Source organism: Treponema ruminis (genome assembly GCF_014201975.1).
GTDB classification, from domain to species: domain Bacteria; phylum Spirochaetota; class Spirochaetia; order Treponematales; family Treponemataceae; genus Treponema_D; species Treponema_D ruminis.
The window spans coordinates 76985-93335 of sequence record NZ_JACHFQ010000007.1 but is presented as its reverse complement, the minus strand read 5'-3'; the positions used below and the strand labels follow the sequence as shown (position 1 = coordinate 93335).

The 16351-nt window shown below is 41.7% G+C and carries 10 protein-coding genes; 5 read left to right on the top strand and 5 right to left on the bottom strand.

The annotated features are described in order from the left end of the window. Window positions 1-103: 103 nt before the first annotated feature. The 4 genes from HNP76_RS11455 to HNP76_RS11440 form a co-directional block, all read right to left on the bottom strand. Window positions 104-331 carry an HNH endonuclease gene (locus HNP76_RS11455; RefSeq protein WP_184660624.1) on the bottom strand — a complete coding sequence of 76 codons (228 nt, stop codon included), beginning with the start codon at window positions 329-331 and terminating at the stop codon, window positions 104-106. Between the two features lie 376 nt (window positions 332-707). Next, the gene (locus HNP76_RS11450; protein WP_184660622.1) at window positions 708-3446 is read right to left on the bottom strand and encodes an InlB B-repeat-containing protein; all 2739 of its coding nucleotides are present in this window, start codon (window positions 3444-3446) and stop codon (window positions 708-710) included. An 11-nt stretch (window positions 3447-3457) separates the two neighbouring features. After that, entirely contained in the window at window positions 3458-4840 is a 1383-nt protein-coding gene (locus HNP76_RS11445) for an InlB B-repeat-containing protein (protein WP_184660620.1), read from the bottom strand. 10 nt (window positions 4841-4850) lie between these two features. After that, complete coding sequence (locus HNP76_RS11440) at window positions 4851-5783, bottom strand: LpoB-related protein (RefSeq protein WP_184660618.1); 933 nt, start codon at window positions 5781-5783, stop codon at window positions 4851-4853. A gap of 162 nt (window positions 5784-5945) precedes the next feature. Between HNP76_RS11440 and HNP76_RS11435 the strand changes: the two genes are divergently transcribed. Both HNP76_RS11435 and HNP76_RS11430 read left to right on the top strand, forming a co-directional pair. Next, window positions 5946-6266 (top strand): helix-turn-helix domain-containing protein, encoded by a 321-nt coding sequence (locus HNP76_RS11435; RefSeq protein WP_184660616.1) that lies wholly within the window; start codon window positions 5946-5948, stop codon window positions 6264-6266. 494 nt (window positions 6267-6760) lie between these two features. Further along, window positions 6761-7525 (top strand): DUF4469 domain-containing protein, encoded by a 765-nt coding sequence (locus HNP76_RS11430; protein WP_184660614.1) that lies wholly within the window; start codon window positions 6761-6763, stop codon window positions 7523-7525. Between the two features lie 132 nt (window positions 7526-7657). Here the strand turns inward: HNP76_RS11430 and nifJ are convergent, their stop codons facing one another. Beyond that, entirely contained in the window at window positions 7658-11200 is a 3543-nt protein-coding gene (gene nifJ / locus HNP76_RS11425; protein ID WP_184660612.1) for a pyruvate:ferredoxin (flavodoxin) oxidoreductase, read from the bottom strand. A 175-nt stretch (window positions 11201-11375) separates the two neighbouring features. Between nifJ and HNP76_RS11420 the strand changes: the two genes are divergently transcribed. The 3 genes from HNP76_RS11420 to HNP76_RS11410 all read left to right on the top strand — a co-directional run bounded on the left by HNP76_RS11420 (window position 11376) and on the right by HNP76_RS11410 (window position 16318). Further along, window positions 11376-12212, top strand: coding sequence for a hypothetical protein (locus HNP76_RS11420; protein ID WP_184660610.1), 837 nt, complete (start codon window positions 11376-11378; stop codon window positions 12210-12212). A gap of 31 nt (window positions 12213-12243) precedes the next feature. Next, window positions 12244-13899, top strand: coding sequence for an Hsp70 family protein (locus HNP76_RS14520; RefSeq protein WP_184660608.1), 1656 nt, complete (start codon window positions 12244-12246; stop codon window positions 13897-13899). Between the two features lie 61 nt (window positions 13900-13960). Next, window positions 13961-16318, top strand: coding sequence for a flagellar assembly lytic transglycosylase (locus tag HNP76_RS11410; protein WP_184660606.1), 2358 nt, complete (start codon window positions 13961-13963; stop codon window positions 16316-16318). Window positions 16319-16351: the final 33 nt, after the last annotated feature.

The window sequence follows — 16351 nt, the reverse complement described above, 5'->3', positions numbered from 1 at the left end:
AGTTTTGCTATTACCATGAATTATTGATACGATCTAGTTTATTTGAACAACTCACAGAAATCCGTTTTTGGCTAAAGAACTTGTCATTCTATGATTAAATATCTTAATGACTACCATAAGTTCTAGTCTTCTTATGACAATCTAAACATAAAATCATACAATTTGACAGATAATCTTTTCCTCCAGCCGATACCGAAGTTTTATGATGCGCTTGCCATGCTCCACGTTCACCTTCGTTATGATTTGTCCAAACTAATTGTTTTCCACATTTTTCACATTTGTCTTTAGCCCTTGAAAAAGCCTCTTTTTTAATAGTGTCTGTAAATGCCATTATAAAAAACTTCCTAAACAATTATTTTTATAAAAAAGATGGGGAGTACTCAAGTATCTTATTTCTTCTGATTCTTAGCCCAGCCTTAAATCAAAACAGCCAAAACTTGATTTCGTATTATCCTTTCGGGCAATCTTCCTTCCCATCAGTCTCTTTGATTTTCAAGAAAATTGTAATCGCTTTGAGATTTTTTACTATCCCCTTGTACCCTAATTTGGCAACCTAGAAGAAGAGACCTCCTAGATAAGATTCGGGTGATTCAAAAAGTTGGCCATAAGTGACCTCCCTTAATTTTAAATATAACCATACAGAATATATAACGTCAACAAAAAATAAGATAAAAAATGAATTTATAAGCATTTGCGCAATATATAATTTATTCAGCAAAAGTTGGCCATCCGTCTGAACCTACAACCCATTCTTTATAAGAATTGTCCGTATCATTGTCTATTCTATATGCATTTAAAACTTCACATAGTGTTCCATTATAAAGTAAAGTTGAATTATTAACAGGGAAAACAGAGTCTGTAGCAGATGTGACAGCACCGATACTTGTTTCATAAGAAGAACCTGTTGCTCGTGTGGCTCCTATACCTGCGACATAGAAACAATTGAGTAATCCACTTCCTCCAATTCCATTAAGTGAAATATTAACTGTGGAAGTCATTTTCATCCTTGCATAACAATTTTTTATTGCACTCGAAATTTTTCTAGAACCTACTATTCCTCCAATCGTATTATGCGAAGATGAATTTTCTATTATTCCAGCTGCAAAACTATTTAATATTTCAATTCCATACATATTTCCACAAATTCCACCCAAATAAGAATTTATGTCAGAGTCAGAAAATCGAATAGATGCATCATATACGCAGTTCTTTATTATATTGTTTCGTGTTTTATGACCTATTAGATTAATATATCCACAAATTCCACCAATACTTGTTCCATTTTGAGTTTCGATGTCTCCTGTAGAAGTAATATTTGAAATAATTATATTACTTACTGTCCTATTATATTTATCAGAACCAGTAACTTCTGAAGATACATATGAAATAATACCTCCAATATATTTTAATCCAGTAATTTTTCCAAAATTACTAGAATTTGTTATGATAATAGAAATATTCCTATTATCATAACTATTCCCTACGGAAAAATCATAGCTGAAATAACCAAAAAGTCCTCCAGCATAATCCCCTTGAGATGAAAGATTTGTAGTATTTACGCAATCTTTTATTTCTAATGATGTGGAACCAGAACTACGATTAGATGCTATACCTCCACAAGTTTTTCCCGTCGCACTAATTTCTCCCTTATTAATACACTTATCAAAAACACTCCCCTGTCCCGCTATACCTGCAACATTTAATCCAGATAATACACCTGTGTTTTCACAATTCTTAAAAGTACTTCCATAACCAGCAATACCACCAAGATAGCTGTCAACTTTGCTGTTATTCATAGCAACTTTGTTAATACAATTTTCAATTGCAGACTTCGAATACCCAATCACGCCACCAGCATAAGTGGCATTTGCAGTTACATATCCACTGTCAATCGTCAAATTATTAGGAGCTTTTCCAATTCCAAATAATCCGACATTTTCCAATGAATTATCATTAATATACAATCCTTTAATCTTCTTTCCATTTCCATCAAAGTTTCCAGCAAAATTAGAAGTTGTATTTCCAATCGGTATCCAGTTATTTAATGTATCATCAACACCAGTTACTGTTTTTCCATAATTCAATTCAATATCTGTGCCTAGTACAAAATATGTTCCAGAATAAGTTGTAAAATTATTGACCATGTAAGCAAGGTCTGCCAATTCCTGGGCATTCATAATGATATATGGTTCAGCCTGAGTTCCTTTTCCTTCCCAAGTCAATGTAGGTGTACTTGTCGGATAAGTCCAAGACCAGTAAGATGGCAAATCTACCCATTTTGCATATAAAACTTTGTTTGCAGTCAGAACAGAATTAAAATTATATTTTTGTGTAAGAGCTTCATCAGTAAACCAGCCCTTAAAGAACATTGTATTACTTTCAGGCTTAGTTGGCTCCGAAGGCTTTGATCCATACAGAACTGTCTGACTTTCAATCTGAGTTCCATAATTATTCATATTGAAAGCAACGATTGCAGTATTCTTTGCATAAAGATTTACATCTGCCGTTTTTGAATCATAAGTCCAGTTGGTAATTCTATCTCCAGAAAAATCCGCAGTTTCATACCATCCTGTAAAGGAAAGATTTGTTTGATCCATATTCTCAGCAGTAGGAAGAGTTATGCTCTGACTCTTATTAAAGCTTGCAGGAACTACATAAGAAGATTTAAAAGAAATTCCATTTAAATGGTAATTGATAAAATATAGCTCATTGAATTCTGTAACGGTCGATTCTCCGCTGCTTAAGCATCCATTTGCAACACAAACAAGGTCACGCCATATTCCTATACTATCTTCAATATTATTCTGATAAAACTTAAAAATCAAATAATAAGAACCTGAAGAAACTGCATCTTTTGTATAATTTACAATATAATTTCTTGTTGCATTGTCAGTTGTGAATGTCGTGTATGTTGTAGATGTGTTTGAAATAGGAGTTGTCAGATTTTCTGTTGTATAAAGAGCAGCTGTGACAGATGAAACTTTTTTATCTATCGGAAAACTAACTGAAACAGAAATATTTCCTGAACCTGCTGAATAGTTTAATTCACTTACCTTGTACTCAAAAGTCAAAGTGTTTGTTGTATCAGAAATTGTTCTGGAAATTGTATCAGAAGCAATTAATTTGCTGTTTGCATAAGCTTCAAGAGTAAAAGACCATTCTCCATAATTCAAATAGAGAGTTGCACTATGGAGCTTTGAAAGAGAATCATAAGTCCATACGGTTTCTTTTGAATTAAATGTTCCTCTGAGATTATATTCAGCTACCAAATAATTTGACGGCATTATCTGTCTGCTGCTACCAAAATTCAGACAAATTTTCACACCCCTAGATTCACTGTTTGTTTCTGACTCCTGCAAATTTTCTCCAAGAAAATTACAACTGGAAAAAGTAAATAAAGAAATTAAAAGAATTGATAAAAAGTATTTCCAGGTAGTTCTGTTCATAGTTTTATCTCCTATTCTGTTTTCCTTATTTTTATGTAGCTCGATACAGTTTTTCCGTCATTATCTTGTACAGTAACTGTAATTAAATGATAGCCAGCTGACAGATTGGTCAAGGTGATGCAATTAGAATCGTTTGACAATACGGTATCATCACAAATCCATTTGTATGACTCAAATCCTTCTGAAGCACTTATTTTTAGTTGTCTTTCTTCTTTATCATCAATGCTAATTTTGATTTTCTTAGTATCATCATAAAAAATGACAGTAACTTCTGTTTTCTTTATCCATTTCGCATACAAAGTAATATTCTGTGTTATAGGAAATGGATAGCTGATAGCAGTTCCCTTAAAATCAGGATTTATATACCATCCATCAAAAATATAATTATCACGAGAAGTTATTGGTGCAGATTCTATTCGTGAAGTCGTATAAGCAGAAATCTCGGAGCCGCCATTTGTCTCAAAATTTACCAAGAAAGCCGCTTCTTTCCATTTTGCATAAAGTGTTGTGTTTTTAGTCACAGAATAAGGAAAAGTTATTGCTTTACCTGAGAAATTTTGTGTGGTATACCAGCCAACAATTTCATAACCTTTTCGCTCTATAATCGGTGCACTTGTAATTGAGTCAGTTTTGTATGGAGCAATCTCAACATCACAATTGGTCACAAATTTTACGGTAAATACTGATTGAGCCCATTTAGCATAAAGCGTTGTATCTGAAGTTAAAGAATATGGAAAAGAAATGGGGGTACCGTTGAAATCTGAAGAAGTATACCAGCCTACAAGCACATAATCTTCTTTGCTTATATCCGCTACAGCTTCTATTATGTCAGTCTTGTATGCCGCAATCTCAGCATCACAATTCGTCTCAAAAGTTACTGTAAATACCGATTGTGCCCATTTTGCATATAATTTTGTATCGGCACTTAAGGTATATGGGAAAGAAACGGGAGTTCCCTTAAAATCTGACGAAGTAAACCAACCAACAAGAATATAATCCGCTTTACTCACAACTGGTGAAGTTTTTACACAATTAGCTTTATAAGGTGCCAGTTCCGTTTCGCAATTTGTCTCAAAACTTACAGTAAAGACGATTTTTTTCCATTTTGCATAAAGTGTGGTATCATTTTCAGTTTCAAACGGAAAAGACACAGGAGATCCTGAAAAAGATGCATTATCATACCAACCTTCAAGTATACAATCTTCTTTTTCTGACACAGGAAGTTCTTTTATGCAAGTAGTACGAATAGTTTCAAGCTCAGTTCCGCCATTTGTTACGAATGAGACTTCATACAATCCCGATGCCTTTATATAAAATGGATTCGTACATGATATAAATAAACTCACAAGGTATAAAATAGAAACAAGGCATATATAGAAATTTTTATTTTTCATCAGCAGTCTCCTAGAATCTCAAGCCGAACTGCAATCCCGCACCAAACAAATACGGATAACCAACACGTAAATATGGTTCAATGAATGTTGCACCAAACGGCTGTCGAATTCCCAGAGAAATCCCCGCACTCGGTACAGTTTTTGTTTCATCATTTATAAATAAAACTGCTCCGCCGAACAAGCCTTCAATAAACATGCCGGAACTAGAATCCCCGATTGGTGAAGTCGTGTACACTCGAAAAGAACCTAACGGCTCAAAAGTCACAGCCGTATTATCATCGCTATTTTTTCCATTTATATCGTAGCTTAAGAATGCTTTTACCCCTATCGAAAACTTGCGAGACAAGCTGTAATCGAAGCTTATTCCACCAGCAGGAGCAATCATCTCTATACAGTTCTTGTTTGTTTCTGCAATAATACCAAAAGCAGACTTACGATAAGTTGCGGCTCTTCCTAGAAGTTGTTCGGTTTTAGGTGAACGTGCAATTTTATAGAACTTGAAAAGATTATAAGCCGCAGTCTCAACATCAAGTACTTTAACTTGTAAAGTATATTGATTTTCAAGTTCTTCAAATTGTCCAAAGATAATGGCTTTTGCACCAAGTCTTTCACAAATTGAAAGAGCTGTAGAATCACTGACATAGCCACTCATTTGAAAATCAAGTTCTTTTTCTATTTTATCCATGTGCTGTCTAGTCACAACACGAACTTTCCCATTTTGAGAAAGATTTGACGCAAGAGAATTAGAAAGATAATTACTCATATCAACTGTTTCTGCATTAAAATCTAATACTGCAATTATTTCATTTTGAGAGCAAACAGAACAAATATCAGAACTGACATCAACAAGCGTTTCGTCTATACCATTTTCAGAGAAACATGGAAGAGCAATTGCAAGCAGGAATAACATGAATCCTGTAAAAGATTTCTTTTTGATAGACATACTTCAATATTTTCTCAAATGTCACCATGCCACTTATAAATAATTCACGGCAAAATGATAATATTTATAACAACATCTAATAATATGTTATAGCTCATTCTATCTGATGTTTGTTTACCCGTCAATCTTTTAGATAAAATCAATTATCTAAAAGGATTAGTAATGGCTGGCGATTCAATAAGAGAAACTCTCGCAAAAAATATCAAACGATTCCGGGATATAAAGAATATGTCTCAAGCTGATCTAGCCTTTGATGCGGGAATTTCTATCCCTTTTTTGAGTGATATCGAACGCGGAAATAAATGGCCCTCTCCAGAGACTATTTCCAAGATTGCCGATGCATTACGCATAGAATCATATCTATTGTTTCTGCCAGATTTTTACGAGAAAGAAGAAAATAAAATTCTCATACAAAAACTAATAAATGAATTTTCTATTTCACAAACAGAAATAATAAAAACGTTGAGCAATAAATATCTTTAATAATTTTTTCATAACTAAACAGGGAATTCTCTTTCACGAAAGGAGTTTTTCCGCATTTACTTCCCCCACTGGGGTAACAACCTCAATGAAAAATCAACTTGCTTACTTATAATTCCACGTCTCTCTGACTGACAACTCCGCGTCTTTCTGACTGCCAACTCCACGTCATGCTGACTGCCAACTCTGCGTCTCTCTGACTGACAACTCCGCGTCTCTCTGACTGACAACTCCGCGTCTCTCTGACTGCCAACTCCACGTCTCTCTGACTGCCAACTCCACGTCTCTCTGACTGACAGTGTGCACTTTTGTAGACTAACTAAACTACTAGTTTTATCAGCGTTTTTTTGCTGTACCTTTATTCTATCAGCATGGATAAAAGCTTTTGTAGACAAACTTCTACAAATCACAGGATTTTTTTCTGTTATCTTTACTGATACAGGGTCGTTGACCTTAAAAAACTTTGGCAAGCCTGTAAGTCAGGCAAGGACAGTAATATGGCTGAAAAGCTTACTACAAAATTTTTGGATTCCGACGGAAGCGGAAAAATCACTCTTTATGCAAACAAGCTTTCCAACGGGCGCAATTTCTACGGAAAGTTTGAGCGTAACACAATCGATACAAACACGCTCATCGCCCGGATTCAGAAGCGCAAGGCAGGAACAAACGAGCTTTCATTGCAGCAGACCGCAGGATTCCTCAAGGAAGAAATTCTTGAGGCCCTTTCCCGCGGTGAGTCAGTGAACGTGCTCGACCTGGGAACGATGTATCCTTCCATCCAGGGCAGGTACAACGGCAAGACCTTTGACCCCGGCGAAAAGCAGCTTTTCACGGCAAAGTTCACGCCGAGCCAGATTGCCAATTCTGCACTCTCAAAGGTCAGCATAAAGGAAATCTCCGTTGCAGACACTTCACCACTAATAACGTCGGTCATCAACCTTTTAACCGGCAAGGCGGACGGAATTCTCAGCAAGGGAAAATCCGTACACCTTGATGGCGAAAGGCTGAAAATCGACGGAGAAAAAGGCGGAGTCTTCCTGTGTCCTCTGAACGAAAACAAGGAGCCTGTTCAGGACGAAAGCACATGGATTCCGTGTCCGATTATTACAAGGAATGCTGGTAAAAATCTCGAATTCTTCCTTCCCGATGAATTGGAGAGCGGAGCAGAATTCAGGATTCTTGTAAGGACATATTACCTTAAGAAGGATGAACTCACAAAAACTGCAAGGGAGGGCTTATCTGAAACCGTAACGATAGCATAGAAGAGCTGTCTTTCGGCAAAAAAACACGCCCCTCGCAAGGAAATCGGAGAAGCAAGCTTCTCTAACTAGCAAGGGGCGTTTTCGCATTTTACTTCCCACTGGGGCAACTACCCCAATGAAAACTCGACTGGCTTATTTATAAAGTTCAACCAGCTTCTGCAAATGCTCGAACTTAGCTTTAGCTGCCTGCTCGTTGCGGTCGAACAAGACCTTAGCTCTCTCTGGGAACTTGCGGGTAAGTGCTGAGTAGCGGGTCTCGTTGTTCAAGAAGCTCTGGTAAGAACCGTCTCCTGCCTTTGATGTGAGGGTGAACGGATTCTTGCCTTCTGCCTTGAGGGCTGGGTTGAAGCTGAAGAGGTTCCAGTAGCCGGCTTTTACGGCTGCCTTCATCTCGTCCTGACAGTGGTTCATGCCGCCCTTAACGCCGTGCAATTCACATGGAGCGTATCCGATGATGAGTGACGGACCGTTGTAAGCTTCGGCTTCCTGGATGACTTTGAGAGCCTGGGCCGGGTTAGCACCAAGAGCAATCTGTCCAACGTATACGTAGCCGTAGCTCATAGCGATTTCAGAGAGTGACTTTTTGCCCATCTCTTTACCAGCTGCTGCGAACTGACATACTTCACCGATGTTAGAAGCCTTTGATGCCTGTCCACCTGTATTTGAGTACATCTCTGTATCGAATACCATGACGTTGACATTTTCGCCTGAAGCGAGAACGTGGTCGAGACCGCCGAATCCGATGTCGTAAGCCCATCCGTCGCCACCGAAAATCCATACAGATTTTTTAGCGAGGTAAGCTTTCTTTTCGAGGATTGGTTTTACGCAGTCGCACTGAACTTTCTCAAGTTCTGCGATGAGTGCGTCAGCTGCAGGAGCATTCTCGATTGTCTTGTCTTTTGTTTCGATGAACTTAGCGAATGCGTCTTTCAAGCCCTGAGTAGCTTTGTCTCCGTCAACAACTGCCTGAATTTCTTCGATGAGGTTGTCGCGGATATATTTCTGGCCTGAGTACATACCCAAACCGTGCTCAGCGTTGTCCTCAAAGAGTGAGTTAGCCCAAGCCGGACCTTTCTTTGAGTCTTTGTTGATTGTGTAAGGAGCTGTAGCAGCAGGACCACCCCAGATTGAAGAACAACCTGTAGCGTTAGAAATGTACATGTGCTCGCCGAAGAGCTGAGTGATCAAGCGGGCATAAGAAGTTTCTGCACAGCCTGCGCATGAGCCTGAGAACTCAAGAAGCGGCTGGTTGAACTGGCTTCCCTTGACTGTGTTGTCGCCGAATCCAGAATCTGCCTTCTTTGATACATTTGCAACGAGATAGTTCCAAGCTGGCTGCTCGCTCAAGCGGCTTTCCTGTGGAACCATTGTGAGTGCCTGAACCGGACAAACTGTTGTACATTCGCCACAACCCATACAGTCGAGCGGTGAAACAGAAAGTGTGAACTTGTATTTTCCAGCCTTTGGCTTGAGGTCAACTGCTTTTCCACCGTTCTTCTCGACTTCAGCTGCTTCTGCGTCTGTGAGGAGATATGGGCGGATTGTTGCGTGTGAACAAACGAATGCACAGTTGTTACACTGAATACATTTTGTTGAATCCCACTCTGGAACATTGACTGCAGTACCGCGTTTCTCGTAAGCGCTAGCTCCGAGCTGGAACTGACCGTCTGCGATGTCCTTGAATGCTGAAACTGGGAGGTTGTCGCCGTCCATGAGGGCGATTGGGTTCATGAGTTTTTCTACCATATCAACGGTAGCTTTTTCACCCTTGAGGGCTGGTTTAGCTGCGTCCGGAGCCGGGTTCTTCCATGAATCAGGAATCTTAACTTCGTGGAGGGCACCTGCACCCTGATCGATAGCCTGGCAGTTCATGTCAACGATGTCCTGGCCCTTCTTAGAGAATTTAGCAACAACCTTTTCCTTCATGTAGCTGATTGCTTCTTCTGCAGGAAGAACATTTGCGAGCTTGAAGAATGCTGACTGAAGAACTGTAGAAGTTCGTTTTCCAAGACCGATTTTTGTAGCGATGTCAACAGCGTCTACAGTGTAAACCTTGATCTTGTGGTCATAGATGTATTTCTTTGACTCAGCAGGAAGGTGTTTGTCGAGTTCTTCATCAGACCACTGACAGTTGATGAGGAATGTACCGCCGTCTTTAACATCCTGAACCATCTTGTAGCCCTTGATGATGTAAGACTGGTTGTGACAGGCAACGAGGTCAGCCTGGTTGATGTAGTACGGGCTGCGGATTGGTTTGTCACCGAAGCGGAGGTGAGAAATTGTGATACCACCAGTCTTTTTAGAATCGTACTGGAAGTATGCCTGAATATATTTGTCAGTGTGATCACCGATGATTTTTGTAGAGTCTTTGTTTGCACCGACTGTACCGTCACCACCGATACCCCAGAATTTACACTCAACAGTTCCTTCTGCAGAAGTGATTGGAGCTGGTTTAACCTCTGGCAATGAGAGATTTGTAACATCGTCTGTAATACCGATTGTGAAGCGGGCTTTTGGCTCTGCTTTTGCAAGTTCTGTGTAAACAGCGAATACTGAGCTTGGCGGTGTGTCTTTTGAACCCAAGCCGTAGCGTCCGCCAGTGAGAACAACGTCGTTCAAGCCAGCTTCGCGGAGAGTTGCTGCAACATCGAGATAGAGTGGTTCACCGAGTGAGCCTGGTTCCTTTGTGCGGTCAAGAACAGCGACTTTCTTTGCTGTTTTTGGCAATTTCTCGAGGAATTTCTTTGGCATCCATGGTCGGTAAAGATGTACTTTGATGAGACCGACTTTCTCGCCCTTCTTTGTGAGGTAGTCGATTACTTCTTCTGCAACGTCACAGATTGAGCCCATTGCAACGATTACGCGGTCAGCATCTGGTGCGCCGTAGTAGTCGAAGAGGCCGTATTTTGTGCCGAGTTTTGCATTGATTTTGTCGATGTATTTTTCAACGATTGCCGGGAGTGCGTCGTATGTTGAGTTACAAGCCTCGCGGTGCTGGAAGAATACGTCGCCGTTTTCGTGTGAACCGCGCATAGCAGGATGCTCCGGGTTCAAGGCATGGTCACGGAATGCCTTTACAGCGTCCATGTTTACCATTTCCTTGAGGTCAGCATAGTCCCAGGTTTCGATTTTCTGGATTTCGTGTGAAGTGCGGAAACCGTCGAAGAAGTTGATGAATGCAACTTTTCCTTCGAGGGCAGCAAGGTGAGCTACAGGAGCCAGATCCATGACTTCCTGTGGGTTTGATTCTGCGAACATTGCAGCACCTGTCTGACGACAAGCGTAAACGTCTGAATGATCACCGAAAATGTTCAAAGACTGTGTAGCAACACAACGTGCAGCAACATGGAATACACAAGGAAGCTGTTCAGCAGCAATCTTGTACATATTAGGAATCATCAAGAGCAAGCCCTGTGAGGCAGTGAATGTAGTAGTGAGCGCACCTGATGCCAAAGAACCGTGAACTGTACCTGCAGCACCGGCTTCTGATTCCATTTCGATAACCTTTACTTTGTTACCGAAAATGTTCTTCTGACCATTTGCAGACCAGTTATCAACCCAGTCAGCCATTGGCGATGAAGGAGTGATTGGATAGATACCAGCGACTTCTGTGTAAGCGTAGGCAACATGAGCAGCAGCCTGGTTTCCGTCCATTGACATTTTCTTTCTGGACATTTTGATCTCCTCTAAAAATAAAAAAAATTTATACCAATTTATATTATAGGATAAACCTAAATTAAGATTCTTACAAGGAAAAAAAAATGCTTCTTTTTTGTATAAAGACGACAACCCAATAATCCGATATTTAAACAAAATAATAAATCGGTAAAAATATTTTTGGGGGAAATAAATGAAAAAAACATTGTTGATTCTTGCAGCAGCCGCACTTTCTGCACAGGTTTTTGCTTTTGATTCAGAAGCTTCACTTAAACCTGAAGGTGGCTTTGGTCAGTACACAAAAATTGAATATCAGATTACAGAAAAATTCGGAGACTACTACCGCTCACCACGCGCTAAATTCGTTCACGTCTTTGACGTAACAGGCCAGGAAACAGAGGCTTCGGAACTCACAAGCAAGGATTCTCTCGTAGACAAAATCACTTATAAATATGAAGGAAACAATCTCGTAGAGCGAATCTGCACAGACAACGACGGAAAAATCACCTGGAAAATCACTACAGCCTACGACGAAAACGGAAACAAAACTGAGGAATCAGAATTCAACGCTGCAAACACTCTCATCAACAAGACAATCTGGAAAATCAACGGAAATCAGATTGATGAGTCTTACTACAATGCCGACGGTGCCCTGCTCTCAAAAATCATCACAAAAAATGATGACCAGGGACGAACTGCCGAAGTCGCTCAGTATGCCGCAGCCGGAAACCTTGAGCAGAAAGCCGTTTACACTTACAACGACGCCGGAAAACTTTCTGAAATCTCATATTCAACAGCAAGCGAGCCACAGACTAAAAAAGTTGTATTCCGCTTTGACGCAACTTACCAGATTACAGAAGAGCAGACTTACAATTCAGAAAACAAACTTACAGTCCGCGTAATCTACAAATACGACTCAAACGGAAACATCATCAAGACAACAACTTACAATGTTGCAGAAAAATTCGGAACAACAGTAAACGAACTCGCTGGAATTTCCGAATATAATTATGGGGCAACTGCTAACTAAGATTTAGAACCGCGATTTTAAGGGGATAGATATGAAAACAATCGGAATCAAACTTGCTGACGGAACATTTTATCCAGTACTCGAAGAAGGAACTCCAAAAAAGAGAATGCTGGACTTGACCACAGCAAAGGACAACCAGACCAAAGTTCAGATTGACTTGTACCGCTCGGAAAATGGTACCATGGAAGATGCTGAATATGTCGACACCCTTGAAGTCACAAAACTCAATCCGCATCCGAACGGAGAGCCGGAACTTCATCTTTCTGTGGGCCTGGACGAAGACAACAAGCTCACGGCAGAAGTTGTTGACCCTGAAACCGGCAAAAAAAGCGAAACTGAAGTAAACCTCATTTCAAGAACTGAAGAAGAGCGGGCAGAACCGGCAGACTTTGCAATCGCAGGAAACGATGATGCAGCCGCTGATGATTTTGCAATTCCGGAAGCCGAGGAAACAGTAGCAGCCGATGCAGACGCAATCGCAGCAGACGAGCCTGCAATCGAAAACAGCGACGACGCAACATTCACACCGGAAGACCTTCCGGAAATGGATACAAGCTCACTCGACAACATGCCTTTCAGCTTTGACCACACAGAACCGAACGCAGCAGGAAATCCAGAGTCAAGTTTGAATCAGGAAAAATTCGATGGCAAACTCCCTGATTTCTCTGATTTGGACGACATTCCAGTTGAAGACTCAACCCTTGAATCAGTAGACTTTGCTGCAAATCCTGTTGCTGAAAATACAGGCGACGAGACAGTTCAGACAGACACGACCGCAATCGAAGAGCCAGCCGCTGACGAGACAGTCGCAGCCGACACAGCAGAAAACTTCTCAACAGAAGATTTCGAGCTTCCTGATTTTGGCGATGATTTCGGTTCAGGCTCAGATTCATCTGACCTTCCTGATACTTTTGCAGACACTGACACAACAGAGCCGGAAGGATTCGACCTTCCTGACTTTGATACACCGGTAACAAATACAGAAACAAGCGCAACAGGCCTTGATTTCGATGACTTGAACGACCCGGCATTCAATACACCGTCAGACGATGATTTGTTCGGAAGTGACACTTCAAGCTCAGGAAGCACTGGCTCAGCAATGGATTTCTCTGACCTTTACGACAAGGAAACAATTGCCGGAGAACATGCTTCACTCTACGACGAGGAAGAAGAGGGCAAAAAGACCCACACTCCGATGATTATCTGCATCATCTGTGCGATTATCTGTGTGATTGCGACAATCCTCCTTCTTTTCGTTGTTCCGTCAAAATACAATCTCCTTGCTTCTCGCAACACAAACGGCGTTTCACTTCTCGACAAATTCTTCCATAAATCAGAGCCGATTGAAATTACGGCCGAAGAACCAAAAGAAGAGACAAAATTCGTTGACGTTGTTGTTGAAGAGCCAAAGAACGAAGCAGCACCTGAAGCTGTTGAGGACAAAATCGTCATCGCTCCAGAGCCAGAAAAAGTCGTTCCAAAGCCAGTTCCAGTTGAAGAGAAAAAGCCGGAAGTCAAAAAGACTGCTGACGTTAAATATCATATCCGCTGGGGTGACACACTCTGGGATATTTCTGAATCTTACTACAAGACACCTTGGAAATATCCGAAAATTGCTGACTACAACAAAATCAAGAACCCGGATTTGATTATCTCCGGAACAGACATCATGATTCCAGCAGAGTAAGCAGAACAAAAAATCCCCCGCATTCTTGCGGGGACTTCTTTTTTAAATTAAAATCATCTTTATGAAAAAAGTCCTGCCATTTTTTATTTTATTGTTCTTTTTTTCAGCCTGCGCCAGAGTGGGCACTTCAAATTCCAAAACTTCACCTCAAAAAAAATTCGGCCACGACTCAAATTATTTTCTTGCCCTTCAGGCTTCGGACAATGGCAACGAGGAGCAGGCACTCCGTCTTTTTAAAATCGCCCGCAAAAAAGGCAGCAAGGTCATTGCAAAACGCAGTGCGGAATCCCTCACAATTCTTGGAAGCGTAAAGGACAGGCTCGATGCCGCCACATATCTTGCGGACAAGTACGACGACGAATCATCACTCATCATCGCCTGCCGGACATTTTTCCAGAACAACGAATTCGCAACCATCATCAAAAGAACCGAGGGAATCTCACTCGAAAAGGCAAAAAACGAGCTGATAAAACTCAGGCTTCTCTCGCTGGCACAAAAAAAGGACAGCCGCTTCGACGCAGAATTCTTCAAGTGGTTTGTCTCACGCCAGATTTCAAGCGAGCACCTGGAAACTTACGGAGCCTACATAGCCCGCCTCAACGAAAAAAATCAGAACATTCAAAAGGAAACCGAAAATTTCCAGAAAAACCTCAACAAGCGAAGTCTTCTTGAAAGCCAGTTGCTGCCGGAAGATTCTCAGGACAAGGCTGATGACACCGAGACTGCTCTGAACAACGGAGAAACCGCGCTGAGCAATGACAAGTCCGGAAACGCTGAGCCAGACGCCGGACTTTCAATCGAGCCGGAAGAAGGCTTTGAGCCGCTCTTTGAAGCCCTGAAGGAAGCCGAAAATCCTGAAAAAACGATAATCGACTACAGAATCGCGGTTTTCCACCGAAGCTACTCGCTCACCTTCCCCCAGGTCGATAAAATCCTTAAAATTTACGAAAATCGCAGCGAAGAAATTGATTCCCAGCTTCTTTCGGATATCGGAAAATCAACACTCTACGGAACAAACGATTATTTTGCCTCGGCAAGAAAATTCGACCGTCTGGCAAAAAATCTTTCCCCGGAAAAAGCATATTTCGCTCATTTTTATGCAGCCCGCCTCTACGACAAGGCCGGCCGCTATCCTCATCAGACAGTCTCACGATTCCGCAGCGCCCTTGAATCAACAAAAGACGAGCTTCAGTTCGACAACTGCCTCTGGTATCTCTTGAATTTCCAGCTCCGCACTTCAACCGACGACATCATTTCAACGCTGGCGGAATACGGCTCACGAATCCACGATTCAGAATACTTCGACGACTTTTTTGAGTCACTTTCGATTCTGCTCCTTTCAAGCCACCGCTGGCAGGATTTTTTCAGGGTCTGGAAGCAGACTGACTCAAATTTTTCTCCGCTGACCCAGGGAAAATATGCCTACATTTCAGGCCGCCTGCTCGAAGAAGGCTTGGCCCGAGGCGAAGAAGGACTCAAAACCCGGCAGGCAGTCGAAGCCTTTACGAAAGTGCTGAATTCGCCATCTTCCTTCTATTATAAAGTGTGTGCTCTGGAACGCCTGAACGTGACAGCCCCGGAACTGGTCGAGTCCTATATTTTGAATCAGAATGAAGCGGCAAAGGAAAACGCAGACGAGGGAGAAGGAATTCTCCTGCAGGGCTACGCAGAATTCGGATTCCCGCAAAGGCTTTACTCGGAATGGGTTGCCAACCGCAAAAACATTTCGATAGAAGACTCAATCGCAATCAGCAAGGTTTTAAGTCAGTGTGCTGAGCGCAGCAAGGACAATCTTTACAACGTCCAGAGCCTCAGAATCGCAAACCGCTGCCTGGAAAGTTCCACCGGGAAAATCCCCAAAGAGCTTTTGGAACTGGCTTTCCCCCGCTTTTTCAAGGAAATCATCGACAATTCATGCCATGAATTCGGTCTCCCGGACTACCTCATGTATGCCCTGGTCCGAAGCGAAAGTTTCTTTGACCCAAGTGTAACCAGCAAGGCGGGAGCAAACGGTCTCACCCAGCTCATGGAAGCCACAGCCGATGACGAGGCAAAAAAACTCAAACTCGGCGAAAAATACGACATCTTCGATCCGGAAACAAACGTCCGCATGGGAGCCCATTACCTTGCCAGCCTGATTTCCCGAACCGACGACAACAACGTACTTCTTGCCCTCTACGCCTACAACGCTGGCCTGACAAACGTGCGCAACTGGGGAAAATCTTTCCGAAACGACTGGGCGACAACAGGCCGTCCAGCAAACAAACCGGTCGGAATCTGCGTGGACCTCTTTTTGGAGTCCCTGCCCTTCACCGAAACGCGCGAGTACGGAAGAAAAGTAATTTCCGCCGCCGCAATGTACGCCTACCTCTACAATGAAAAGCTGCCGGGCGAAACTGTACGCGAGATAATGTATTAGCTACTCCCACAAGTTCTCACAAAGTAGTATACT

Coding starts and splice junctions, on each gene's coding strand:
- HNP76_RS11455 (WP_184660624.1), bottom strand. CDS start 331: ATGGCATTTACAGACACTATTAAAAAAGAGGCTTTTTCAAGGGCTAAA.
- HNP76_RS11450 (WP_184660622.1), bottom strand. CDS start 3,446: ATGAACAGAACTACCTGGAAATACTTTTTATCAATTCTTTTAATTTCT.
- HNP76_RS11445 (WP_184660620.1), bottom strand. CDS start 4,840: ATGAAAAATAAAAATTTCTATATATGCCTTGTTTCTATTTTATACCTT.
- HNP76_RS11440 (WP_184660618.1), bottom strand. CDS start 5,783: ATGTCTATCAAAAAGAAATCTTTTACAGGATTCATGTTATTCCTGCTT.
- HNP76_RS11435 (WP_184660616.1), top strand. CDS start 5,946: ATGGCTGGCGATTCAATAAGAGAAACTCTCGCAAAAAATATCAAACGA.
- HNP76_RS11430 (WP_184660614.1), top strand. CDS start 6,761: ATGGCTGAAAAGCTTACTACAAAATTTTTGGATTCCGACGGAAGCGGA.
- nifJ (WP_184660612.1), bottom strand. CDS start 11,200: ATGTCCAGAAAGAAAATGTCAATGGACGGAAACCAGGCTGCTGCTCAT.
- HNP76_RS11420 (WP_184660610.1), top strand. CDS start 11,376: ATGAAAAAAACATTGTTGATTCTTGCAGCAGCCGCACTTTCTGCACAG.
- HNP76_RS14520 (WP_184660608.1), top strand. CDS start 12,244: ATGAAAACAATCGGAATCAAACTTGCTGACGGAACATTTTATCCAGTA.
- HNP76_RS11410 (WP_184660606.1), top strand. CDS start 13,961: ATGAAAAAAGTCCTGCCATTTTTTATTTTATTGTTCTTTTTTTCAGCC.